We start from the raw sequence: 26503 nt of genomic DNA on the forward strand, positions 1-26503 counted from the left end.
TGCCTAGGTATCTACATTAATATAGACGATAAAATAACCCCTTATTAGGATAGGTTTATTTAAAATCCATCCAAATAAGAGGTATGGTGAATATAGAAGCCAGAATAGTCACCTAAAGTTTAATAGTAACACACAACAGGCGTACCAGCATTAATGTTTTCATATATTGTCTGAGCTAAGGGGTATGGTGAATTTACACACCCATGGGATCCGCTTGTCTTATATATTTCCCCTCCAAACACGCTTCGCCAGGTTGCATCATGAATTCCGATATTACCGTTAAATGGCATCCAGTAGCTGACTGGAGTGCTGTAATCCTCACCCTTTAATGTGGCGTTTTTCTCTTTATACTTTAATCTGTAAATACCTCCTGGTGTTGTGTTATTAAGGCTTGTATTGCCTGTAACAACGTCTCCCTCCACTACCAGTGAGCCATTTTTATAAAACCATAAATGCTGTTTTGTCATGTCTATTTCCACGTAAGTATTTCCAATATCACTGCTTCCATGTGAAGAAGCCTTTTGAACATATTCGGGTTCTTTTGTTATGGTTTGTCCACTTTTTATAGCTGCTATTAGATTATTAGTCTCTTTGTTAATATCAATCTTCCAGCCATAATCACCACCGCCAATATTTATAGTGTTTCCTGATGATGTATTAAAACTTCTTTTTTTACCGACAGTATTATAAGTATTAGCAATAGATTCAACATAAGCTTTTACTTTTTTCTCATCAATATTGACATTAAAATTATCATCAGCGGACAGCCACTTATTTATTGTTGACCCATCCAAAATCTCTTTATGCTCACCAAAAGCATAGGTGATTTTGGTCGATATATATTTATTGAGCATATCCCTGGCATCTGTAACCTTTTGAGATTTTGAAGTATACTGTGGATTTATATAGCAACCAGATGACTCCAAATCTATTGTGGTTTCCTGCTTTAATATAGCCTCTTCTATACGTTTAAGCAAAATGTCTTTATTTATCTTATTACCTTTAATTTCGTCTACAAGCATATAGGTATTATCTGTATATTTTAAGATCGAATTTTTAGGTTCTATGATATTACTGTTATCAAAAGCAGATAGTTTGTCCACCTGTTCTTTTAACGCTTCCTTGTTGTATTCAATCCCTGATGTTATTTCATAACTCTTCTTATTAAATAATGATGCAGCCCACTTTAAAGGATGCTGCTCATCTTTAAAATTCTGTATTTCCTCATCGGAGTTATACTTCAAACCAATAGCCTCCGCCTTGATTTGTTCACTTTTACCTCCCCTCTCCTTTAGATTCAAAGTATATCCCTTAAGCTCTGATAACAATTGTACTTTTACTGCTGTCACTGTTTTTCCTGATACATTAATTCCGTTAATCTGAGAGCCCAAATATAAATGCTTTGTAAAAAATATTGAGATTCCCAAATATACAGCAAATATTAAGCTGAGAAAAACTGCTATCCTCCTGCCAGTCTTATTACGTCTTATTCTTTTCTTTCTCACAGTATTCCCTCCTTGCACGTAAGTTCTTTATAATTTATTTTCTTAATACTATTCTAACAAGTATTCTTTATTAATAAAAGTCCTCCTTTATATTAAGACGAAAGAAGATATAATTTCGTTACCGGGTAAAAAAAAATTTTATGGTATGTTTGTCAAATAATTATTTTACATAACACAAAAGCCCTGGATGAACCAAAGCTTTGTGTCACAAATAAAACAAAGTCTTTTCCGCATCTTAATTTAGACTGCTTAACCGAATTTTATCAACATAAATAGATTTGATATTAGTATTTTTTAAATAGTTAAGAATTTGCTCTTTAGATCCTGAAACACAATAATTTTTCGTAGTAAGCACAGAAATTTTCTCTGCATCCTTCAAACAGTTTTGAAGAACCTCTTTAGAATTATTAAATATCTTGTTTCCACTAATCAGCCCTAAATCTTTCCATATATACTCATTATATAATAATTCTTCAAGATTTGAAATATATAATTTTTTCAGCTCTCCTTCTGTCATACCTCTTCGGTCATCAGTATCCTTAAATCTACAACTTAGATTCATACTGATGCCACCTTGAAATTCTGAATTAGGCTGATTTACTTGCAGCCATTCCAGTGTAATTTTTTCCTTACGAATTTCCTCTACAGGTCTTGGATTAATTTCTCCAACGGAAAGATAAATCACAGCTGATTCCGGCAACTTTTCCAGTTCCTTCATTATCCTAGATGAGTCTTGTATTTCAAATCGCCCCATTAACTTCGTAGTCATATCATTTATATCTTCTTTTACCTTAAGATTTCCTTTGAACATCTCAATTTTTACATTTGGCCTGCCAATCTTCACAGGACCTGTATGATCTATTATTTGCATATTCAGCATATACCTCGAAAATCCTTCCTTTTCTATATCAAGACTAGCCACCTCGTTATATGGATACATAACCTCAAAATATGCCCTGAGACTAGAATACACCTTTTGGCCCGGTTCTTTATTAAGCTTTTCGGGATTTGTATAAGCCATATTCATTAATGGGCTGATCATCAGAAAAACTGCTGCAAGTACACCAAGAATAGCAAGTGTTGTACGAAAAACTATTTTTCTTATCTTGTTATTGATAATTTTTTCAATATCAGACGCTAAATCTATATTTCCCGGCATCTCATCAATCAAATCATGCAGCTCTTTATCCAACTCTTCTTCGGTCATATTGTCATTATCTTTCATCATTCTTCCTCCTTTAGTCGGAAGCACTGAGCAATTAAAAGCTCTCGCTCCCGCTCGAAAATTGCTCGTTAAAGGTCATTTAGACCTTTAACCTCCTTTAAAATTTCAATTAGTTTCTTTTTTGCCCTTGATCGAAGCTTCCTAACATAAGCCTGAGTGATTCCATGTGTAGATGCAATTTCCGCATCTGTAAGCTCAAAATAAATACTTTCAATAAGAATACCTTTCTGAAGTTCGGACAATTTCTGAATTGAATTAAATAACCTGCGTTTTTCTTCTTTTTTTAGAATATCTGATATAATTATATCTGGATTTGTGAGTATATTTTGTTCATCATAAAGCGTATCGCCATCTAATACTTCTCTTTTTCGTTTTCTGCAAACATTAAGAAATTCATGTTTCAAAACAATAATAAGCCATGTTTTTATACTTCCGGTACTTTTATAGCTTAAAAAAGCCTTTACAAAGGTTTCCTGCAGGAGGTCTTCAGCATCCTGTGTGTTATGTGTCAATGATAATGCATATAAATATAGCGGTTTGAAATATAGCTGATATATTTTCTTCCATTCATCTTGTTCCATCCTCGGCCCCCCTTCGTATAAATAACACTTAACTTTTTATTTTGTGACACCTCCATAAATCAAAATTCCCACAAACTTATAAGTCTGAGGGAACATTAGGAGATTGAACTGATGTACGATATTATGAGAATCCACTTTAAAGGTTCTAATCATGACTTTCATTATTTTTTGCGTAGAATAACATGGTGAAATGATGCTATTGCTTTATACTCTTCCAAATCACTTACCTTCAATTCTAGTTCTAGCATCTTCTCCTGCCATATCTTATCATTATGAATTTCTTGATTTTGCTGTAAATCCCAAAATGTTCTTAATCCAAGAACTTTTTCTACCATAAATTTATCTGACCATTTTAATATCTCTGCATCTTGGTAGTAATTAATAGTTCCAAATTGTTGTGCATGTCCATTTTTTCCTTCTAATAGTTCATTTGCATGTTCAAAGTTATTCAGTAAAACTACCATCTGCATAACTCTACCTGCCCTATTATGTTTTAAAATAGAAAGATATCCATCGGTTTTTAATATCGTTGAAAATTCTTTAATAATTTCCTTTCTTTCAACCGTATATTCAAAAACATTATGGCACAGTATTACATCAAATGATTCATCTTCAAAATTTTTAAGTTCCTTTACATCTCCTTCTATTTGTTTATAGTCATTTTCCGTGAATCTATCTTGAAGCATTTTTTTATCCGGCTCAATTGCTACAACCTCATTGTCTATAGAAAAATGGTCAGCAGTCATACCATTTCCACTTCCAAAATCCAATACTCTTTTATTATGTATGAATTTTAACTGTTCCCATGTCATTTTCTTTAGTAATAGTTCCCAAGGAACAACATTTCTTATACTCATTCTCAAAACCTCTTATTATCATAGTATATTAATAATTTTTATGTTTTCTTTATCTGCAATTCTGCATTTATAAGTCTAAAAACTTTATACAATTTCTCTTTTTATATAAAGTTTCGTATAACGTTTTTTATCTGATGCGGCCGCCAAGCACCCCTGATGCAATCCTATCTGAGCACTTCCCAACAGCAAAATGGAAACAAGAATTTTGATTTAAATCAATATCATATTTTTTGAAGAGCTTATCTAAAAGAGAACTTATTTCATTAAATGATTGTTCAAATTGAACGTATGAAAGATTCAACAACAGCCGCAAAGCGCTCTAGCTGGTCTAAGTGGACACTGTGTCCAGCTTCCCGGATTTGTTCTGCCTGAAGTCTTGGATTAAGACGCTGCAGCTCTTCTGCAATAACAGACGAAACCACGCCTTTATCACCAAATACGATGAGGCTTGGAACCTCAATTGCACTCACTAACATCTTATAGTCAGGGTTCGGCGGCGTAAGAACGTCAAAGGCAGCCATGCTTGTTTGAAGTCGTGCCCGAGCGAAGATCTCAAGAGTTTCCTCTGACCGATTAGGGTGTCTATTCCGCGCGTCTGCCATCACCTCATCCAATGACATATTGAGCATTCGTCGATGCTGATCGGCGACATCACTATCGCGAACTTCGCGCTGAACTTTTGGACTCAAGAAAGTTGGATCAGCTAAGATAAGGCCCCGGAGCAGATTTGGTTTACGACTCGCCACCACAGCAGCAATCATCCCTCCCATGGAATGCCCGAGCAGGATTGGAGGAGTAAGTCTTAGTGTATTTATTAAACCGATAACATCGTTTGCATGGTCTTCATATCGGTATCCAAAGTCAGGTACACTGGAATTGCCATGTCCCCTGGCATCCGGCATGATTACGTCATATTCTTTCTCAAAAACATGTGCCAAACCTGTAAAGCACTCCCCATTAGTCATTAATCCATGCAGCAATATTAAAGGCGGTTTGTTTCCCCCGGTTCTTGTGTAGTGTATGTTAATTCCGTTTGTTTCGCAGACTTCTATGTTCCAGTAGTTCATCTGTTATTTCCTCCAAGAGTAAAATTTAGGGTAAAGTTTATAAGTTAGAGCTTGTATATAAAATGGTCAAACCCTATTGATGTTTAAAACCTTATCAATTAAAGTCAATTCAGTAGCAGTGGATATTGGGAAGTAAACAGGGACTAACGGTTCGTGTTACTGCCGCTTTGAAAACTTAGATAACTCCTATCTTAGCTCTGAAAATATGCCTTGGCAATAATAATCCACCACTAACCTTTATATTAATTATAAACCATGTATTTACACAACACTATAAAAAAGAGTCCACCAGCCAAGGTGAACGGAAGCATTTTCTTATATGTAGTTTTTGCCACAACACTTTGAATAAAGCCTATTTTGATCAATATAAATTAGTTGCACAATATGAATCTTCTATTTTAATGTCATTTCAACTATCTTATGGTTTTCCATTAGTCTTTATTAACTCAAGTCCGCTTTATCTGGGTTTTAGACTAAATCGGACTTGAGTGCTCTGTTATTTAAAATATCTATCCTAATACTTAACCTCATCAAAAATCCCTTAGTGCAATTAACTGCATTGAGGGATTAGAAGTATAGATATAACTTCAGCTTACTATTATTCTAGCAACTTTTAATGACTCTAATAACAAGTAAAGCTTTTAATTTCTTTCAAGTCAATCCCAAAGTATTCCCATCTTCCCCTTCTATATCTCCAACCAGAAGCGGATGTTTTTCCAACATATACGAGATATGCCCAGAAGGATTGACCATTCTTTAGCCATATATACGAAAATCTATTAACGCAAGGTGCAATTGCTCCGGGATCCACTGCCATTAAACTTGCCTCTGGCACCTCCGATAGTTGTGGAGTAAAACTAGGCGGCGGTGTTTTCGGTGGACCTTGCTGCTGTCTTTCAAATCCTTCTAGTTCTTGCCTGTAAAAGGTACTATATGGACATTGAAACTGTGGTGTAGTATATGGGCAATAACATATCATATTGGGGTATGAATCACTTATGTTATCGTTTCTATAGTTACTCATCAAGTAACCTCCTAATTCTTTACTTTCCTTATTATTATATTCCAAGTAAAGTTTCATGCTACATATCCCTTATAAAAAAAACAAAATAAACTAAAGTTTCTTGATATTCCGTAACAACTTATTATGGATAATGAGAAGTTGCAGAATAAAAATCAACTTATTTAAATGTTCAAAAAAAACTCTGGGCCACAGCTCTGTTTCTCAGAAATTACATATAACGTCTCGCACTCAAGACGTTCCTGTACCTAGCCAGACTTGGCTTGGTGATGAAATGTGTTCTATCTATCTTCCCATGCTAAAACAAACGGAAGTTTTTTGTTATATGTAGTCACTAGGATCATCCTTCTTATATGAATTTATAAATATAATTTCTTCTTTTTTCTTTTTAATTTTTGGTTTGATTTCACCTTCAGGATATCCTAAAACAAGTATTTCAGATGGTATATATAATGGTGGTAAGTTTAATAAGCCTGCAACTTCATTTACATTAAAATAAGAAACCCATGTTGAATAAATCCCATGTTCCAATGCTGCTAAGACCATATTAGTTCCGGGTATTTTACTTTGATGCTCTTCAGAATTTAATTTACTATAAAGTTGTTTACTCATATTTAATATCTCATTTTTGAATTTAGGAAATCTTGATACCTGAATATTTCTTGCCCCCCTTTCATCTTCTACAATGGTTGTACACAATACAATTACTAAGGGTGCCGAACTAATCCATTTTTGATTATATGCTGCTATTGCAATTTTATTTATCAATTCATTATCATTTACTATTCCAAACACCCATGGTTGTTCATTTCCTCCAGATGGAGATAATCTTCCTGCTTCAATAATATAATCAATAGTATCTTGAGGGATTGTCATTTGTTTAAACTTCCTAATACTACACCTTTTTTTTAATAGATCAACTATCATATTTTCCTCCACAATAAAAATATATAATTCTTCATAATTACTTTTTGATACTCTTCATTTTGATTACGTATAAGGTTTCGAACTCAAGACGTTTCTGAACTGGACACAAGAGTAATACCCCTAGCTGCGCTTGCGACATTTACGGAATGTGCTTTTGCAATTTCCAAGGGTTTGCCCCTTACAGCTGAAGATAACTTGAGTGTTTTATTATATGCTGCCGTACCACTACCTTCAAGAATATAACTAGATAACTAGATTTCTACTTTTCTATATATCTAGTTGGTTTTCCAACTTCCTTCCTCATCTGTAATTAATTAATTTAAAATTAGTTTCTTTGTGTTAAAGGAGCGGGATAAATCAGACATTGCACCCTATATTCCAACAAGATTTTCCTTTTCATCCTTTTTCGCTAATGAAGCTACTTCAGCAAAATTTGAATTAGCACCAGTCCATAATTTCTGAATAAAACCCTCACCATCATTTGTAGAACCTTCTTTGCCTATGACTGAAAACGACTCTTTCACACAATTTTTTATTTCCATAATGCATCCTCCTTCTATATAAAAGAAATTTTCAATTAATAAAGACCACAGATTAATCCGAATGTGTAATATATCATTTGCCCATTGCATTCATAATTTCAAATAATGCAGGAGATATAGAAGTCATTAAAATTTGAGTACCTGTTGCCAAATCCATACATTCCGCTCATTCCCAATAAAAGCATCAGTAAAGCAATCAGCAATGTGTATTTCACATTGCCTTGACCTTTCTTATAACCAATTAGTTTTTTATATGAAGAGCCTTCACTTTTTAATACTCCAACAATTGTAAATAAAGCGCTTCTAAATAACGGCCAGTATAAATGGTTTTATTTTTTTCATTTAATAATCACCCACTTATAGTAGAAATATTCTTAAAAACTCTAGGGCGTCTCTATGTGTAACTATCCTTTATATTGATTATAAACCATATATTTACACAATACTATATAAAAAAAGTCCGCCAGTCTAGGCGGACAGCAACATTTTGATAGATGTAGTTTTATCACCTACACCTTTAACAATATCAAATATATTTAATCTTAAATTTATTTGATAATATAAGAGTATTCTTCACTTATATATCATAAAAAAACAGTACTACTTAGACCTTTTGCATTAATTTATTTAATGCATTTAAGTTATGTTCCCATTGTAAATATTCTTTTGCTTCAATATACGAACACCATTTATATTTCTCATGTTCATCAGATAGTTTTACATCAAATATATTTTCAATTTCGGCAGTGAAACAAAAATCCTGCATATCCATCAACACACCTTTTTTAGTTTCTTTGTATCAAATGTGTATTCTAAATCTAAAACTGACTTTATATTCTTTATTCCAGTTTCTTCTGAAACCTCTCTTAAAACAGTTTCTATCAACTCTTCACCTTTTTCAACACCACCAGATACTGGTTGCCAATAACCACTCCTCTCTGGAATTCGCTTTAGAATAAGTACTTTAAAAGATGGATTATTACAAAAAATAAATACTTGAACATTAACTCTTTTAATCATAAGTTATTCCCTCCTTATAGAAAGCACTTTACTTAATAATAAGTTACAATATTTAATTAGCAATATAGATTAGTATTAATTATACATGTTTCTTTTTCTCAACAGGAATCCATATTTCACAAAAGCAGTCTGCACCAGCAGCTTCTGAGTATAATTCAAAATCTGTATCATCTAGCATGCTATACTCTGAACCAGGAAGAAACTCTGAAAAGATTTTACCCCATGTTTCGCCTATGCAGTCCCCAGTTTCACCGATACACTTAAATACAGCCCATAATGTAGGTTTTACCTCCCATATAGCATATCCTTCTGGAATACTATCACCGGTATATTCCATAGCTATACCATAGTCAAAATGTGCGCTTTCTTTAGATATTGGTGCACAAGCTCCATAAATATCATATTTACTAGAGTTTTGTTTCAAAACATCAAATGTGCCATCTTTGCCAGATATTTTCCAAAAATCTGGAATTTCTGTATTTCCATCCTCTGAAATTGATTCATTTCTAAACTTTTTAACCTTAGCTAGTAATTTAAAGGGTTCACGTTTTTCAATTCTGTAGTCCATAACAGTACCGCCTTCCAATTTTATTTTAATGAGAAGGCGATTATATGATTTTAATTTCATACCTGCACGCCTGGCTACATTGGGTGAAATACCGTGAAATCTGGTAAATGCCTTTGTAAAACTTTCTGGTGAATCATAACCATATTTTAAAGCAATATCAATTACTTTTTCATCAGATATAGAGATTTCCTGGCCAGCCATTGATAATCTTCTGTTCCTTATATACTCATTTGCTGTAATTCCAGTTACTAAACTAAATGTTCTATGAAAATGATAGCTTGACATGTATATATGTCTTGCAACATCTTCATAAGTAATTGGCTCGAATATATGCTCTTCCATGTAATCAATGGCTCTTTGCAAGCTTTGAATAAAATCCATATTCCTCACCTCCATGTATAAATTGTACTAAAGGATACTTGTTATTTCCTATCCTACCTTGCTTTGATTTGTCTAAATAAAGTATTAATAATCTATATTACGCCGTACATAACAATTGTGTCTTTTCATGTACATATTCAAAACCAATGTATTCTTCCATCAGTACATCAATGATTGTAGTAAATAATCTTATTAATAGAAATTAACATAAGTAATAAACCTAAAATACTAAAAAGAAAAATAGTCAGTATATTATTATTAATTATTGAAAAATATTTTGGTAAAAATAAAAGAATAAAAGTAGTGTATATATTGTGAAATACATGTGCAAAAATGCAAAGTATAATTGAATGTGTTTTTAAATATAGGAAAGCCAGAAATATACCAAATAAAAATGCCATACAAAGTTGGTAAACATTAAAATGCACTAACCCAAAAATTAGTGATGAAGTAATTATCGCCATCTTATTGGAATACCTTTTCATAAGACCATTTAGCATAATCCCCCTAAATAAAATCTCTTCAATTATTGGTCCAATAACTATTTCGTAACAAATTAATAATGCGGGTATTTTAGCCATATCCCGAAGAGAATTAACAATAAAGCTAAAGCTTGAGGTCATTTTTATAATTGGTATCAATGTTGCATCAAATATTAGTTTACAACCAACAGTAAATAAAATTAAGAAAATAATATTTCTATAATTAACCTTTGATTCAGATTCAGTAACATCCTTTGTATCAAACTTAGGTATATAGAATTTAGCTAGAAAAACTACCACGAATAAGGAAAAAAATAATATAGTAATTATCACACTGTAAATTGATAATACAACTAGATTTTCAATAGAGCAGATGGATGGAATCATATTAAATGCTCCATAAAAAGAAAGGAAAATTATATAAGCAACTGAAATACAGAAACTTCCACCTAGTCCCAATCCCCTAAATTCTCCATCCTCATTTTCGATATGCATAATAAATTTTAATGGATTTAGATTAAACATAATAATACCTCTTCAAAAAGATTACAGTGTCTTTTGCCATTCACAGTTTATCCCATATTCTATAAAGCCAACACTTTTATATAGAGCCTGTGAAGCAATATTTTTACCTCCTGTGCTAACATAAATATAATTAGTTCCACGTTCCTTTAATAGGTTCATTCCATATAATAAAACACTTTTCATGATACCTTTACGTCGATGTTCTGCTACACAAGCAATAGGTTCTATTATTCCTTTTTTACTGATAGGGTCGTCCCATAATGTACAGTAAGCAATGATTTCTCCATTATGCGTCTGAACTACAAAATCCATTGCATCACAGTAGGATAGAGATTTCATCATTCTTTCATATATTTCTGAGGTTGTTTCTTTTCCTCCTGCAGCAATGCCAAATAGTTCTACACGTCTTGCTACATCCTTCTTCTGAGTTAGACGAATGCAGAATCCATCTGGCAGTTGAGAATATGATGGTATCTTAGATAAATCACATATGCCGCAAAAACGGAAATAATCTGTTTTGGTATATCCTAGTTCTTCTAAAATACTACTTAACAGCTTGTTATTACTATTTGCCTCTGTTGTAATAGTAGCCCCTTGTTTATAACAATTACCTTCTATATATTTAATTATATCCTGTGTAAGATGCTCAAAATCTGAAAGGACGGTGATATAAAAATCATCAATTCCGGCTGATATAAAACCAATTTCCGTTTTTTTATCAGATACAATCCAAGTATTCTTATACAATATTTCCGGATCTTCTTCCCAAGCATATCTTTCAAAATCAAGATTTCCTACATGTAACTGAGGATATAAATGTCCAGTTTGCAGACAATTCTGCTGGACTATACGGCGCATAATATTATAATCACTCTCTTTATCAAAGTTTCGATAACTCAGCATTTTTACCCCCCATTTTTAAAGTACTAAGATTTATTGTTATTTGTAGTCTTACCGCTGTATTTGAGTTAAAGTTTTTGTTGATTATCTTAACTGGTTCAGCATTTAAGAATATTAAGGTTTATTTAGTAAAATCACCGCTCTGTCCAAAATGTGTTAAATTACTTACTCCATTAACATACCCTTCTATTTCATATTGAGGTCGATTACTGTCTATTTTCATGTTGTCATAGTCTTCACTTGGTATAAAAACATTTAAAGTTATTTCTTCATTCGGTTTAATATCTATTTTATTACCTGTTGCTTCAACTTTGAACTTATCATCATTATCCCACTCTCACCTTGTTTTATAGGATAACTTAAATAAACAGAGTTTTGTTTAATTAAATATTTACTCGTATTTTTTAATACAAGTGTATAGGCAGTGCCTGATGGCATTCTTTGTGTATTAGTAACATGAATATCAATGAAAGTGGAATCCTTGGAAAAGTCCACTTTAGTAATTTCTTTTCCATTTGAATCTCTTCCTAAAATAAATCCACCCCATGCTGACAAAATTATTAAAGCTCCAAATAAAGTTATTATCATTAACTTTTTTAAATTCATAAACATTCCCCATTTCTTCTAAGTTGCATTAATAGTTTGCATTTCTTTACCATTGCGGATTATTAAATAAATTAAAAACCTTCAGCAGTCTCTTTGCTTCATCAAAGTTACATCTAACCTTTATATAGATTATAAGCCATAAATTTACATAACGCTACATAAAAAAAGTCCACCTGCCAAGGCGGACATCAACATTTTGTTAGATATAGTTTTAGCCATTATATCCTCAATAAAGTATAATATATTTACATTTTCTCGGCCATGTTTGAAGGCTGCTCTGTTATCAATTGGAATATCTGAACATAAGACTTCAATACCATAAAAAAGGTTTCTAAGATGTCTAATAAAAAGTCCAACTAGTTAACTAGATTTATATTTATCTATATTTCTAGTTAACTAGTTTATAATATAAAAAGAAATTCTATTCTACATTTTCATTTAAACTAATTTCTGAGATAAAATGTCAGTCAAATTTAGTTTATCAACTCTAGTTCGTATTTCTACTGAATCAGTAGTATAAAGACCTAAAGATTTCATTCTTTCAAAATATTCTGCTCCAGCAAAGGTATATCTGTTTCTTCTTCCTTCCCTTGTCATCATCTTATAGTTTGCATAGGAAATTATATCTCCTATAGCTAAGCTCTTTGGAAGTATCAAAAGAGGCATACCAAGCGCACCTCTGACAGCATTATGCCCTGCCAAAGCTCCAGTGCAGATAGCTTCTGTGTGACCTACAAAAAGTCCTCCCTTTTCGCCTGCACAGAATAAATTTTCAAGCCCTTTAACCTTCATGTCATCAGTTCTTGGTGCAACAGAGAGATATCTTATTGAGTTTCCCTTGCCCCCTGCATAAGGATCTACATATTTTGCCTTTTCAAGACCTGGTATCTTCCTAAGTTTTTCAAGTACATAATAGGAAGTCATAAGCTTTGCGTGTCCAGTATCTAGAAGAACTATATTTTCTGCAAATTCTTTAAGAGCATACTGCTGACAAACCTTTAGTTTAAGTTTATCTAAATTTACATCTTCAGGAGGCACCTTTAAAACAACTACACCTTTTTCATCCAGCTCCTTAACTATTTCTTCCGAGAGGCTTTCCTTTGCCAGCTTGCAGGAACCGCTCATCGCACCGTAGGAATCATCATCTCTCTCTCCCTGCAAATCTTCAACACCCGCCCTGCTGCTTAAACTTACTCTCGGTCCAAAAGCAGGACACCTGAGAGCGCACATTGAACATCCATTTCCATATCTTAAACAGTTTCCCATAGGTCCCGTGGATCCGGTAGTTTCGATAAACACATCTCCTTCTATATGAGAGCCATCTGAAAGATATATTCCTTTTATTTTATTATTTTCTTTTTCAACATCTATAACTCTTGCAATAGTCCTAACTTCTATACCCATATTTATTAAATATTCTTTTACATCCGGTTCTATTTTATTAACGTCATATAGCCATGCATGTTTATGCCCAGGAAAATCTATGTTTTTATGCCTGCTGTTTTTATCAGTTATATTAATAAGATCTCCTCCGCCTATGGCTATCAATTCTTCTGCTGCGGTGTACCTTCCATTATTTCTCATTATTCCGCCAACATTCCCAAGTCCTAAAAGCATGTCAGTTTTTTCAAACAAGCTTACTTGAGCACCAGCTTTTTTTGCAGTAATTGCAGCAGCACAACCAGACCAGCCGCCTCCAATAACTATTACCTTCATTTTACCCCTCCAAATCCATAATTTTGCCTATATTAATCTTCTTCCTTCAAATAAATATTTAGGTTCTATCTGTACCTTGCATAATTTTTTAACTTTATGTCCCTTATATCTTGTTGAACATGCACCGCAAACTCCTTCTCCACAGCACATCTTAGAATTATTGCAGCAGGAAAAGTCCACCTTGTTTCCTATAAAATCAAGGACCTTATAATTTAGTATGTCAGGTCCTGAACAGTGTATTAAATTTATAGTCTCATTGTCCATAATATTATTTATTATATTCTTAAGCTCTTCAGATAGCCCTCCAGACTGAAGAGTATTGCACTCTATAACTCTGCAGTTGCAAAGCTCTAGATATTTTTGTATGAAAATATTTTTGTAATTTGCCTTATCCATTATAACTATTACTTTATTTCCATTAGAGTATAATTTTTTAAGCACAGGAACCATAGGTGCTTGACCGATTCCACGAGTAATTATTACAGAAGTACCTTCTTTACTTTTATAAATATTTCTTAAGCCTAAATCGCCATTCCAGTAAGGTCCTCTTACTAATATGCTGTCTCCATCATTTAATAAATTAAGACTTTTTGTTTTTATACCCTTTAATTCAATACCAACTATAAGTAAATTCTCATCTATATCTGTATCCATTATGGAAATAGGAGCATCATAAAACTGTGAGGTTTTTGAGTTTCTCAAAAAAACATAACTTCCTGGATGAACTAAATTCTTAACTAGTTCGTGTGGAGCTGAAATAGTAAGCACTATAAGTCTCTTTTCCAAAGTTTCTTTTTTTATAATTTTGCAGCTAAATATCTTTCTTGTCTTTTTAGCTTTTCCGCCATTCCATATGAATTCCTGATATATACACACTCCCTTCCAATTTATACAGTCACAAAAGTTTTTACCTGAAAGCTGAGAGCAAAGTATACAGTCACCTGTCTCCGCTAAATGACATGGACAAAACTCCGTTCCTGCATCTATACAATCTCTTATCTCATAGTTCACCTTAAGACCCCCTAAAAAAGTATTAAAAAAAATGAGTTCATGCAAAATCTCTCTACTACTAAGGTATTTATAACATGTTAAATTGTTACTAAAATATCAAAATTTAAAATAAAACCTTAATTCGATAAATTATTTATCTTAATACTAAGGATTAAAATCAAAAGGACTGCTTTCAAAATAGTATAAACCTACCGCTTGTTATTTGAACTCTGCGAAACTTTGTATGAATTCAAATAACACGCTGGTTTTTTTATTTTGAGAGCAGCCCCGTATTTATTATTTAAACTTAAACCATCTCTTTATAAAGCTTTCTTTACCCGCATTATTATTAGCAATTAATGCCTTGGAAAATATTTTTTTGTCATTTTCATAAATTTCAACACTTCCTGCTTTATCTCCCTTTTTAATCGGCAGAATTGTATTGCTGTTTGGCGTTAAAATCTTAGCTTCATATTTGTTTTTCTCCGTAACAGGTACTATTATGTCTTCCTCTGCAGTAAGTTCAACTTTACTGCCCTTTTTTCCTACATTAAGCTCCCCAACAATTTCGCCCTTTGAAAAAAACTTTTTAAACTCATAGTTTTTATCAACAAAGTCGTTTATTTTCTTAGTTTCTTTCCATCTTTCATTTGAGTTTAATATCACAATTACTACATCATTATCTTTTATATTAACTGAAGTTACAAGGCATTTTCCCGCTTTTCCTGTAAAACCTGTCTTAACTCCTGTTGCATTTGGAAGCTGCCATAATATTTTGTTTATGTTGTGAAAGTCTCTGGTAAATCCTAAATCTTCCTTATCAATATCCTTAGTCTGAACTATATCATTAAATAATTTGTTTTCTCTAGCCTTTGCAGTTATAAGTGCCAGGTCATAGGCTGTAGTATAGTGATTGTCACTGTCTAAACCATGAGGAGACTCAAAATGTGTACTGCATAGTCCAATTTGAACAGCATATTCATTCATAAGCTTTACAAATTCCTCAACGCTGCCAGCTATACCTTCTGAAATTGCAATAGCAGCATCATTTCCTGATCTAAGCATAAGTCCATATATAAGTTCTCTTAAAGGTACAAGCTCCCCTTTTTTATAACCTACAGTTGAACCTCTTATAGCTGCTGCCTTACTGGATATCTCGATTTTTTTATCCAAATCTCCATATTTTATTGCTACCAGTGCTGTCATTATTTTTGTTGTACTTGCCATCGGAATTACATCTTGAGCATTTTGCTCAAAAAGAACAACCTTTGTTTTACTGTCTATGGCTATTGCAGCTCTTGCATTAACTCGAAGTGGAGAAGCACTTACCTTAATACTAAATATATTAAAAACAAATAATAAAGCAAGAATTGAAGTTGTTGTTGCTTTATAAAATTTCACCCTCATCAAATCACCTCTATATTAAAAATCTCTTATTTTATATATACAATGCAAAAGTTCTAATACATTAATGATGTAAGAACTTTATTGCATTGTATATATCTATTGCTACTACTTATTTTTTCACTTTTATTTTTAATTACTCATAAAAATTTTCCCAAAAGCTATCAAAAACTCTAACAATGTAAAGTACCGCTTATAAAATATTTTCCATTGGTTATACTAATTTATATATTAATTGGAGGAACTTTGCATGAAATGGTATGTACTTTCATTTTTGTTTATTATATTGTTGCTTTTACCTCTGCCAATAAAAATAAAGCTCAGCTATTGCAATAATTGTCTAAAATTTTATATATATAAATTTGAAATTAATTTATTTAAGAAAAAAAAGAAGGATGAAAAAAAGGAAAATATAAAGAGAAAAAAAATAACTTCCAAAATGAAGTTAACTGTTTCAGATATACTTTTAATTATAAGGAATATAAACAAAATTAAATTTAAGCCTATACTAAAGTTAAATATTCTTCTAAATTATGGACTTGCTGATGCAGCAGTTACAGGTATTTTCTACGGCATTATATCCTATTTTATTTCCTCACTCTTTAATTTTTTAGCTGTTCCCCTTAAAATAAAAAAATATAAATCTGCAATAAATCCTGATTTTAACAATTTTAAATTAGAAGCAAAAATAGAAAGTATAATTTATATAAGTTTAGCTAAAATTATGTATATGGGATTTATTATTATAAAATCCTTTATACAAATAAAAGCGTTACATAAGAAAAAACAATAAATATGTACAATGCAAAAGTTCTAATACATTAATGTAACAACTTTATTGCATTATATATACATAAAATATATGAATGGAGGAACTTATATTATGGATGGTCATCCTATTGATAATTTAATGAAAACAACAATGGAACATATTAAAGAAATGGTAGATGTCAATACAATAGTTGGAGATATAATAGAATCCAAAGACGGCTCTATGATTATACCTATATCTAAAGTTTCCTTTGGTTTTGCTTCAGGTGGAAGTGAATTTAATCTTGGCGACCCTAAGGAAGACAAAATTAAATACCCCTTTGGGGGCGGCTCTGGAGCTGGAGTTACAGTAAAACCTATGGCTTTTCTAGTAATAAAAAACGAGTCTGTTAAGCTTCTTCCTGTAGAATATGAGAGTTCTGTAGATAAAGCAATCGACTCTATACCTCAAATTTTTGAAATGATAAAAAGCTTGACAAACAAGTCAAAAGATACGAAAACTTGCTGTGAAACTGAAACAAAGGAATAATTTTTATTCCTTTGTTTCAGTTTCACTCTTATTTTCTTCTATTTCAATATCTTCCTCTTTTAATATTTCTTCTAAAGAAGGCATCTGCTTTAAATTTTCAAGCCCAAAGTATAATAAAAACTTTTCAGTAGTTGAGTAAAGTATAGGTCTTCCCGCTACTTCCATTCTCCCTGCTTCTTTTATAAGACCTTTATCAAGTAGTGTTAATACAGCCCTGTCGCTTTTTACTCCTCTGATTTCATCTATGCTCACCCTTGTTATTGGCTGCTTGTATGCAATAATAGCCAAAGTTTCTAATGAGGCTTGAGATAAAGACTGCCTTGTATTTGTTTTTAACAATTTTTGAATATAATCACTGTTTTGCGGCTTGCTCACTAGCTGATATTCATCATTTATACTAATAAGCATAATCCCCCTGTCTTCTCCTTCATACTTTCTCTGAAGCTCAAAAATAAGCTCTTTTGTACTATCCATATCCTGCTCGATTATATTGCTTATTTCCCTTAGTTTTAAAGGCTCACCACTTACAAAAAGTAAAGCCTCAATCACTGAGAAATACAGTTTCTTTCTTGAAAACTCATTTATTTCAATTTGATTCATGTTCATCTTCGTCATTAGTATCTACCCTCTCTAAATAAATTTCCGTAAAGTTATTTTCTTGCACAGCTTTTATATTTTTAAGTTTTATGAGCTCTAATAATGCTAGAAAGGTTACTACAACCTCCATTTTGTTTGTGCACTCTCCAATGAATTTTGAAAAATATATGCTTTTAAAAGACATCATTCTACTAGATATATACTCCATCTTGTCCTCAATTTTATATGCATCAACTGGAATTTCTCTTTGTACTATATTTTCCTTGTTCATCTTATTATAATAGTTATTTATTAGATCATTAAATAAATTGTAAAGCTGGAGCATAGTTACTCCTTTTAAAATATCTAAAGAATCTATTTGCTTGTTCTTCTCTTCAATGATTTCAGGCTTTTTAGTATAAACTGTTCCATAGCTCAGTTCTAAGTTTTTTAGATATTTAGCAACATTTTTAAATTTCTTATATTCAATCAGCTTATTAACAAGTTCTTTTCTAGGATCCTTCTCTTCATCTGCTGAAACTTCATCCTCTGAAATATTCGGAAGCAGCATTTTTGATTTAATCTCTAAAAGGGTAGCTGCTATTAAGACAAATTCAGAGGTAATTTCCAAATCAAACTCTTTCATTTGCTGCAGATACTGTAGATATTGATTAGTTATATCATAAATTTTAATATCATAAATATCCATTTCGTTCTTTTTAATTAAATGAAGCAGAAAATCAAAAGGACCTTCAAAATTATCTATCTTTATGTTCAATGACATTTATATCTCTCCCAAATTTATATAATACTCTTATTTGTATTTTAAATTGTTTTTGTGAATAATACAAACATATTATTAAAAAACAGCCCTTAGTTCACATTATTAATCGACTAAGAGCTGTTTTCTAATTATTTATATTGCATTTTCAAATATTCTTTGAATATTATTTTTAAGATTTTCAAAAACTCCGCCTTTTTTAAAGTCTCTATCACAATAAATATGAACTTTGGCTGCTGAATTACCATTTACAAAAACTTCACAGTAACCGATAACTTCACCTTTTTTATATTCTTTTTTATTGCTATCTATAGTCAACACACATTTTTTCTCTACTTTAGAATTTATACCTTTTTCCAGGATTACTGAAGTATCCTTCTTTGCTTTAGCAACAAAATATTTATCACTTTGCTTATTAATATATATCTTTTCTACATCTTCATCCTTGCTTATAACTTTTTTACTCTCAAACTTTGAGAAACCGTAATTCATAAGCATGCTTGCATCTCTGTTTCTAACCTTATAGGTTGGAGCTCCCATTATAACAGAAAGCATTCTTACACCATCTCTTACAGCTGTAGCTGAAATACAGTATTTTGCTTCTTCTGTAAAGCCTGTTTTTAAGCCGTCACAGCCGTTGAAAAATCTTACTAATTTATTATGATTAACTAATGCTATTGGTGTTTTCCTGCCTTCAGATATAGTCTCCATATATGTTCCTGAATATTTCAGTATTGTAGGATGCTTTAAAAGCTCCCTTGACATAATAGATATGTCATATGCACTTGTTACATGACCTGCAGCGCTGAGGCCATTACAGTTCTTAAAAGTTGTATCCTTCATTTCTAAAGCCTGCGCTCTTTCGTTCATAAGCTTTACAAAGGCTTCTTCGCTACCTCCTAAGTATTCTGCCATAGCTACAGCAGCGTCATTACCTGAAGCTATTGCTATACCCTTTAAAAGCTCTTCTACAGTACGAACTTCCCCTGTATCCAAAAGCATTGTGCTGCCACCCATTTTTTTTGCGTTCTCACTAATTGTAACCTTATCACTAAGCTTAATTTTTCCGTTGTCTACAGCTTCCATGGCTAATAGCATTGTCATAATCTTAGTTACAGATGCTGGAGCAAATTTTTCATGTGAATTTTTTTCAAATATTATTTTTCCGGTTGAAGGTTCCATAAGAAGTGCTGATTTAGCATCAACGTTAAGTCCTTGTTCATCTGCTTTAACCTTTACAGTAAACACTTGAAAAATAAATATTGAAGATAATATAAAAGAAAATACTTTATTACATTTTTTCATATACATCCTCCTTCCATAAGCTTAGTTTTACCACTTTCACTAAGATTATCACAAATTTACACTGTTAACTTATAGCAAAAAACAGGGAGCAATCGCCTAAAAACAGCAACTGCTCCCTTGATAATATATATACTATCTATTTTGTTACTACACCATATATTAAAGGTATATTCTCACTATATTGTGACTTTATAACATAGTTTTTCTGTATTTTTCTTACTGCTTCATTAGCTTTCTCCATATCATTAGCATGAACATAAGCTAATACATCACCTTTAAGTACAGAATCTCCTCTTTTCTTGTTTAGGACTATTCCTACAGCTAAATCTATTACACTTTCCTTTGTAGCTCTTCCTGCTCCTAATTCCATTGCAATTAATCCTATATTTTCTGCATGTATTTTAGTAACATAGCCTTCGTCATCACTGATTACAGGAACAACATATTGAGCCTTTGGAAATTTTTCTACATCATCAATATATGAAGAATCTCCACCTTGAGCTGCTATAAACTCTTTTAGTTTGTTTAATGCACTACCACTTTCTATGGTTTCTAAAAGCATCTCTCTGGCTTCTTCAGCACTATTAGCTTTCTTTGCAAGTAAAACCATGTTGCTTCCGAGTGTAAGACATAATTCAAATAAATCCTTAGGTCCTTTGCCCTTTAAAGTATCTATAGCTTCTTTAACTTCTAGAGCATTACCAACCGCAAAACCAAGAGGCTGATCCATATCCGATATTATTGCAATGGTTTCTCTGTTAACATTATTGCCTATGGACACCATCTCATGAGCAAGTTCAAAGGCTGCCTCAGGAGTTTTCATAAACGCTCCTTCTCCAACCTTTACATCAAGAACTATACAGTCTGCTCCAGCAGCAATTTTCTTACTCATTATGCTTGACGCAATAAGAGAAACATTATCAACCGTTGCAGTTACATCTCTAAGCGAATATAGCTTTTTATCAGCAGGAGCTAAATCTCCAGTTTGAGCACCAACAGCTAATTTTATTGTGTTAACATTTCCAATAAATTTTTCATTTGTCATTTCAACAGAAAAGCCATTAAAAGATTCAAGCTTATCGATAGTACCTCCAGTGTGTCCAAGGCCTCTTCCAGACATTTTTGCAACTGGAACTCCTAGTGCAGCAACCATAGGTCCAAGAACTAGTGTAGTAGTGTCTCCTACTCCTCCAGTACTGTGTTTATCAACTTTAATTCCTTCAATAGCAGATAAATCTAAAATATCTCCAGAATTAACTATTGCCATAGTAAGATCAGCAGTCTCTCTGCTGTTCATCTTTTTAAAGAATATGGCCATCATTAGAGCTGATACTTGATAATCAGGAATATTACCGTTAGTATAATTTTCTATAAAGAAGTTTATCTCTTCTCTACTAAGCTCTTCACCATTTCTTTTCTTTAATATAAGGTCGTACATTCTCATATAAGGTTTCCCCCTGACGTATATTTATTTAAATTTATATATCGTAAATATAAATTACTTATTATAAGTCTTCTTCAAACAAATATAGTTTTACCTATATCAGAAAAACTATTTCTTATTACAATATTCACATCTGCTATAATACTTATTTCGTAAATACTCATGAACATGTATTTTCTTCATCTGCCTATACACTCTGCAGCTATTTTAAAAACTTTAGTAATTTAAAAATAACTCTAGTAATTTATTTTTATTGCGAAAGACAAGAAACGCGTGCAATTAAAAATAAATGCACGCTTAGAAATCATAATTCACTTAAGTTATTTATAAAACTCTACAAGCTCAGTCCAGCTAAACCTTTATGTAAAATATTAATTTTAAAATGTATATATAATTATATATCAATTTGGTATTTTTATCTACAACAAAATTAACTAAAATGCTGTTATCATATACACTTGATTTATTTATTTTGTAAAGTAAAAAATCTAAACACTTGGGGAGAAGAATTCCAAAAAAAACCAATACTAAAAAACTTTTAATCAAGGTTATTAAAAATTCTATAAATCTATCTCTGCTTTCCAAAATAAACCCATCCTATCAAATTATTATCTTTATCAAGTTTGGTGTTGCATAGGCTTCTAAAAGGAAGCCAACACCCATCAATACTGATATTAATATAAAAATAAAGGAATAGGATGTAATTTTCATCCAAATGCTGCTTACCCACTGCTTGTTCATTTTTTCTCGAAGAATACTAAGTGAAAATTCCATAGCTACTACAGATGCAATAATAATACAAGGTATATATATTATATTCTGAGGCAGAATTCCAATTAAAATAACACCTATACCTTTAGTTCCTAAGCCTTTTACAATAAAACTTATAGTAAAACCTAATGTAAAACCTTTTATAATATCAATTATGAGTATTATTGGTATCCCAACCATAGTTAATCCTAGAAACCATACAGCCAAAATAATGGAAATATTATTTTTTATGATATCAGAAATTATCATACTGTATTTGAAGTCCCCATTTGAAATATTCTGATTAAAATTTGTAAAGTAACTTAATAAATCACTATTTTCTACGTTATTCATGTACTTAACTGCATAAATCCCTAAAACAATCCCAGTAAAAACACAAAATAAGCTTATTACATAGAGCCAAAAATTTTGCTGTAAATGTTCATTAAGACTGGTTGTTATTTTTCTATTGCTCATCTTTTTATCCCCCTTTGTAAACTATCTTTTAATATTTATGATAATAAAGAGAGATATATGCATAACAATTATTTCAAACTCTAAATCTATAAAAAATAAAAAACAGCTATGTATTAATCTATAGACAACTGTTTTTCACTGACAACTAACAAAAATATTATATTGGGGATATTATTTTGTTCAACATTTATATTAAATATAAAATATGACGATTTAATGACAATTATAGAAACTATATATTAATTAGATTTTAATATTTAGTAAACAAAAATAGCCACCTGCAAAAGCAGATGACTATGTATATAAGATGTCATTTAAGATACTCTTAAATAATATATTTTATACCAAGATATACATCACTCATATTTATAGTATTTTTCTACATATTCGTTATCTTTTAACTCATCTAAAGCTTCACCTTTATTAACTCCATCCAAAATTCTAGCAGTAAGAACTAAATTTCTATTATCGTTTTCTCCCCAAGAAAATTCAGTCATGACTTTATCAATCCCAAGATGCTCAGCCACATAACTTGGAGCTGTCGAGTCATCACCAAAATTTTGTATTGCTTCTTCTGTTAATTCAATTGCATATTTTACATCGTTCTTAATCATACAATTACATCTCCTAGTTTTTTATAGTACGTTTTATTATTTGTGATAACACCAATATTATGCGTAGAGACAATATCCAATTATTCACCCATTATTACCTCTTCTTTTGGTTCAAGTATAACATATAGTATTTACTTTGCTTATTTCAACTTTTCTATCATGCTGCCGCTCATAGTACCCATTACATATTTCACCATCATATATCCATCCATTGTGATTTATATAGTGTACATACCCTAAATAATTTACTTCATTTTAAAACTTTGATTCTTTTAATTCAAATTTCATATTTATACTACTTTTGGGTTGTTTACTTTCATTTTTCACAGAAAAATATACTCTTCAACATCCAATCTAATACTATATAATATTAGCAGTGAGGTGTATTAATGGATAAACTAATGACAATAGAAAATATAATTTTAGGCAAAATAAATACACCTCCTGAAAATTAGTCATTGAACCAATATTCAAAAGGTGTAATCAAATAATTTAATTTTCTATTTATAAATATTAAAAGGCTTAATTCATATCGAATTTTACACAGCTTATCGATATGATTACATTTTAAGATTGCTCAACCAAGCCTCCTAGCTAACCTTATTCTTTAGTCTTAATTTGTCAGCCACCATTGCGATAAACTCACTGTTAGTAGGCTTGCCTTTATCATTATGTATAGTATACCCAAAGAGCTTGTTTATTGTTTCAACTTGACCTCTGCTCCATGCTACTTCTATAGCATGTCTTATTGCTCTTTCAACTCTGCTAGCTGTAGTATTGAATTTTTTAGCTATTGAAGGATATAGCTCTTTTGTAACTGCAGATAACAATTCTATATCATTTACCACCATACTTATTGCTTCTCTTAAATACATATAGCCTTTAATATGTGCTGGTACTCCTATTTCATGTATTATGTTTGTAATTTCAGATTCTAAATCAATAGGTTCATTCCTATTTACTCTGATTTCTGTAGTTTCCATTATAGACACAGTTCTTTTTGTTTCGTCTCCTGAAATTGTATTATTAAACATTTGTCTAATTCTTTTGGTAAATACATCCATATCAAAAGGCTTAACTACATAGTAATCAGCACCTAATGTTATGGCTCTTTGTGTTATTTTATCTTGTCCTACTGCAGATAATACAATTATCCTTGGCATAGGATCAATATTCATAGTATTAAGTCTTTCTAATACCCCCAGGCCGTCTAGATGCGGCATAATAATATCAAGTACCACCAAATCAGGCTTTTTCTCTTGTATAAGTTTTAGTGCCTCAACCCCATCTTTCGCTATTCCTGTTACCATAATATCTCTTTGATTAAGTAGATAATCATTTAGAATATTACAAAATTCTTTGTTATCATCTGCAATAATTACACTAATTTTTGAATCTTCCATATTAATAAACTCCCTTCATTTTAATTCCATATCTTTACAATTAAATAATTCGACAAAACTATAATAATTCCTTCTATATCTTAAAAAAATTTTATTAATTTGTTTAAAAAAAATAATAAATGAACATAAGTCATAATTTAATCGTTTTATGTTCATTTATTATTTATTATACTATTGTTTTTAGATAATTACTACTATTTTGTCAAAATATCAGCATCCTTCAGCATCCATTCTATATATATCCCATATCCTACATCTGGTTTGTTGATTAAAACATGAGTTACTGCGCCAACTAATTTATTGTTTTGTATTATAGGACTACCACTCATGCCCTGAACTATACCACCTGTTTTTTCAAGAAGTACAGGATCTGTTATTTTAATTACCATACTTTTCGGACCAGGCTCTTCTTGCTGAAGCAGCTTTTGAATTTCTATATCATAAGTTTTTGGTTCACCGCCATCTATTGTTGTAATTATCTTTGCTGGTCCTTCTTTTATTTCCTGTCTTAAAGCTATTTTCATTGGCTTGTTAAATTTACTGTTTATTAAGCTTTTATTGGTACTTCCAAATATACCGCAATCTGTATTTTTTGATATATCACCTAAGGTTATATCTTCATCCACAAATATACCCTTTAGTTCTCCGGGATTTCCTCTTGCACCTTTCCTTACAGATACAATAGATGAGTTTATTATTTGACCTGAACTTATATTTAAAAGAGTTCCAGTATCAGCATCTGTAATGGGATGACCTAAAGCTGCAAACTTTTTTGACTTATCATCAAAGAATGTAAGTGTTCCAACGCCTGCTGTAGAATCTCTAACCCAAAGACCTATTTTATACTTATCATCACTAGAGGATTGAATCGGCTTAATATTTTTAATCAATTCTGAACCTTTTCTCATAACTATTACAGTCAATTCCTTACCTTTACAAGAATTAACTATTTTAGAAACCTGCTCGGAACTATTTATATTTTCATTATTAATTTTTAGTATGCTGTCTCCTACTTGAATTCCTGACAGAGCCCCAGGACTGGTACTTTTCCCATTTACTGTTTCAATGTCAGATAAGGCAACAACTAAGACACCTTTTGTATTTAATTTTACTCCAACTGGCTGGCCTCCTGGATATAATGAAATTTCTGATGGAACAGATCTTACTGATATTGATTTTAAAGGTACAAGTCCTAAAAAGCTGACTTTTAATTTTCTGATGCTTGAATTACTTTGTATTAAATTATTGACCTTAATCTCATTTTCTTCGTTTAGTCTAATAAACTGATTGCTTTTTATTTCCTGCCCTTCTCTTACAAACATTGTTGTAGGTATATTATAAACATTATAATATATGCTTAAAGTTAAAAGGGTTAAAGGAGTTAAAATCCAGCATAATATTCTTTTTAACTTTTTTTTCATGCTTTTGCCTCCTGTCTCTTAACGATTTTCTAACTTTAAGTTGCCCTGCAGCAATTATTATTATCCTATTATAAAGTTTCAAATGCTGTTAAAACATTGCTGAGCAATATAATTG

At 31.5% G+C, this 26503-nt stretch carries 27 protein-coding genes; 2 read left to right on the plus strand and 25 right to left on the minus strand.

Annotated features, from left to right (window positions below; translation table 11 throughout):
- Positions 1-119 precede the first annotated feature (119 nt).
- The 17 genes from JK636_RS19290 to JK636_RS19370 all read right to left on the minus strand — a co-directional run bounded on the left by JK636_RS19290 (position 120) and on the right by JK636_RS19370 (position 16320).
- A complete protein-coding gene (locus JK636_RS19290; protein ID WP_420839276.1) occupies positions 120-1505 on the minus strand; it encodes a L,D-transpeptidase family protein in 1386 nt (461 codons plus the stop codon).
- A gap of 235 nt (positions 1506-1740) precedes the next feature.
- Positions 1741-2730, minus strand: a complete 990-nt coding sequence (locus JK636_RS19295) for a sigma factor regulator N-terminal domain-containing protein (RefSeq protein WP_202750614.1) — start codon at positions 2728-2730, stop codon at positions 1741-1743.
- Positions 2731-2798: 68 nt separating this feature from the next.
- On the minus strand, positions 2799-3311 hold the full coding sequence (locus JK636_RS19300; protein WP_202750615.1) for an RNA polymerase sigma factor: 513 nt from the start codon (positions 3309-3311) through the stop codon (positions 2799-2801).
- Between the two features lie 161 nt (positions 3312-3472).
- Entirely contained in the window at positions 3473-4168 is a 696-nt protein-coding gene (locus JK636_RS19305) for a class I SAM-dependent methyltransferase (RefSeq protein ID WP_202750616.1), read from the minus strand.
- A gap of 275 nt (positions 4169-4443) precedes the next feature.
- Positions 4444-5235: an alpha/beta fold hydrolase gene (locus tag JK636_RS19310; RefSeq protein WP_202750617.1), complete on the minus strand. Its 792-nt coding sequence runs from the start codon at positions 5233-5235 to the stop codon at positions 4444-4446.
- 622 nt (positions 5236-5857) lie between these two features.
- Positions 5858-6259: a hypothetical protein gene (locus tag JK636_RS19315; protein ID WP_202750618.1), complete on the minus strand. Its 402-nt coding sequence runs from the start codon at positions 6257-6259 to the stop codon at positions 5858-5860.
- Between the two features lie 318 nt (positions 6260-6577).
- Positions 6578-7183: a nitroreductase family protein gene (locus tag JK636_RS19320; protein ID WP_202750619.1), complete on the minus strand. Its 606-nt coding sequence runs from the start codon at positions 7181-7183 to the stop codon at positions 6578-6580.
- A 371-nt stretch (positions 7184-7554) separates the two neighbouring features.
- The gene (locus JK636_RS19325) at positions 7555-7725 is read right to left on the minus strand and encodes a hypothetical protein (RefSeq protein WP_202750620.1); all 171 of its coding nucleotides are present in this window, start codon (positions 7723-7725) and stop codon (positions 7555-7557) included.
- Positions 7726-8329: 604 nt separating this feature from the next.
- Positions 8330-8491: an NUDIX hydrolase gene (locus JK636_RS19330; protein WP_202750621.1), complete on the minus strand. Its 162-nt coding sequence runs from the start codon at positions 8489-8491 to the stop codon at positions 8330-8332.
- Positions 8492-8496: 5 nt separating this feature from the next.
- Positions 8497-8745: an NUDIX domain-containing protein gene (locus JK636_RS19335; protein ID WP_202750622.1), complete on the minus strand. Its 249-nt coding sequence runs from the start codon at positions 8743-8745 to the stop codon at positions 8497-8499.
- A 79-nt stretch (positions 8746-8824) separates the two neighbouring features.
- The gene (locus JK636_RS19340) at positions 8825-9694 is read right to left on the minus strand and encodes an AraC family transcriptional regulator (protein WP_202750623.1); all 870 of its coding nucleotides are present in this window, start codon (positions 9692-9694) and stop codon (positions 8825-8827) included.
- Positions 9695-9861: 167 nt separating this feature from the next.
- Positions 9862-10701 (minus strand): CPBP family intramembrane glutamic endopeptidase, encoded by an 840-nt coding sequence (locus JK636_RS19345; protein ID WP_202750624.1) that lies wholly within the window; start codon positions 10699-10701, stop codon positions 9862-9864.
- A 21-nt stretch (positions 10702-10722) separates the two neighbouring features.
- A complete protein-coding gene (locus tag JK636_RS19350; RefSeq protein WP_202750625.1) occupies positions 10723-11604 on the minus strand; it encodes a GNAT family N-acetyltransferase in 882 nt (293 codons plus the stop codon).
- 282 nt (positions 11605-11886) lie between these two features.
- A complete protein-coding gene (locus tag JK636_RS19355) occupies positions 11887-12207 on the minus strand; it encodes a hypothetical protein (protein ID WP_202750626.1) in 321 nt (106 codons plus the stop codon).
- A 438-nt stretch (positions 12208-12645) separates the two neighbouring features.
- A complete protein-coding gene (locus tag JK636_RS19360; protein WP_202750627.1) occupies positions 12646-13923 on the minus strand; it encodes an FAD-dependent oxidoreductase in 1278 nt (425 codons plus the stop codon).
- Between the two features lie 27 nt (positions 13924-13950).
- Positions 13951-14934 (minus strand): sulfide/dihydroorotate dehydrogenase-like FAD/NAD-binding protein, encoded by a 984-nt coding sequence (locus JK636_RS19365; protein WP_202750628.1) that lies wholly within the window; start codon positions 14932-14934, stop codon positions 13951-13953.
- A 276-nt stretch (positions 14935-15210) separates the two neighbouring features.
- Positions 15211-16320 carry a D-alanyl-D-alanine carboxypeptidase family protein gene (locus JK636_RS19370; RefSeq protein ID WP_202750629.1) on the minus strand — a complete coding sequence of 370 codons (1110 nt, stop codon included), beginning with the start codon at positions 16318-16320 and terminating at the stop codon, positions 15211-15213.
- A 247-nt stretch (positions 16321-16567) separates the two neighbouring features.
- Here JK636_RS19370 and JK636_RS19375 point away from each other — a divergent pair, with 247 nt between their 5' ends.
- Both JK636_RS19375 and ytfJ read left to right on the plus strand, forming a co-directional pair.
- Positions 16568-17110 (plus strand): DUF2953 domain-containing protein, encoded by a 543-nt coding sequence (locus tag JK636_RS19375; protein WP_202750630.1) that lies wholly within the window; start codon positions 16568-16570, stop codon positions 17108-17110.
- 90 nt (positions 17111-17200) lie between these two features.
- Entirely contained in the window at positions 17201-17617 is a 417-nt protein-coding gene (gene ytfJ / locus JK636_RS19380) for a GerW family sporulation protein (RefSeq protein WP_202750631.1), read from the plus strand.
- 3 nt (positions 17618-17620) lie between these two features.
- Here ytfJ and scpB read toward each other — a convergent pair whose 3' ends face one another.
- The 8 genes from scpB to spoIVB all read right to left on the minus strand — a co-directional run bounded on the left by scpB (position 17621) and on the right by spoIVB (position 26388).
- Complete coding sequence (scpB, locus tag JK636_RS19385) at positions 17621-18232, minus strand: SMC-Scp complex subunit ScpB (RefSeq protein WP_202750632.1); 612 nt, start codon at positions 18230-18232, stop codon at positions 17621-17623.
- Entirely contained in the window at positions 18204-18977 is a 774-nt protein-coding gene (locus tag JK636_RS19390) for a segregation/condensation protein A (RefSeq protein ID WP_202750633.1), read from the minus strand. The genes scpB and JK636_RS19390 overlap by 29 nt, the downstream gene beginning before the upstream one ends.
- A gap of 132 nt (positions 18978-19109) precedes the next feature.
- Positions 19110-20279, minus strand: a complete 1170-nt coding sequence (locus JK636_RS19395; protein WP_202750634.1) for a D-alanyl-D-alanine carboxypeptidase family protein — start codon at positions 20277-20279, stop codon at positions 19110-19112.
- A 136-nt stretch (positions 20280-20415) separates the two neighbouring features.
- Complete coding sequence (locus JK636_RS19400) at positions 20416-21723, minus strand: pyrimidine-nucleoside phosphorylase (protein WP_202750635.1); 1308 nt, start codon at positions 21721-21723, stop codon at positions 20416-20418.
- A 600-nt stretch (positions 21724-22323) separates the two neighbouring features.
- Entirely contained in the window at positions 22324-22950 is a 627-nt protein-coding gene (gene spoIIM, locus JK636_RS19405; RefSeq protein ID WP_202750636.1) for a stage II sporulation protein M, read from the minus strand.
- Positions 22951-23306: 356 nt separating this feature from the next.
- Entirely contained in the window at positions 23307-23564 is a 258-nt protein-coding gene (locus JK636_RS19410) for a hypothetical protein (RefSeq protein ID WP_202750637.1), read from the minus strand.
- A gap of 590 nt (positions 23565-24154) precedes the next feature.
- A complete protein-coding gene (spo0A, locus tag JK636_RS19415) occupies positions 24155-24967 on the minus strand; it encodes a sporulation transcription factor Spo0A (RefSeq protein WP_202750638.1) in 813 nt (270 codons plus the stop codon).
- A gap of 194 nt (positions 24968-25161) precedes the next feature.
- Complete coding sequence (gene spoIVB, locus JK636_RS19420) at positions 25162-26388, minus strand: SpoIVB peptidase (RefSeq protein ID WP_202750639.1); 1227 nt, start codon at positions 26386-26388, stop codon at positions 25162-25164.
- Positions 26389-26503 lie beyond the last annotated feature (115 nt).

The organism is Clostridium rhizosphaerae (assembly GCF_016765585.1).
In the GTDB taxonomy this organism is placed as follows: domain Bacteria; phylum Bacillota; class Clostridia; order Clostridiales; family Clostridiaceae; genus Clostridium_AT; species Clostridium_AT rhizosphaerae.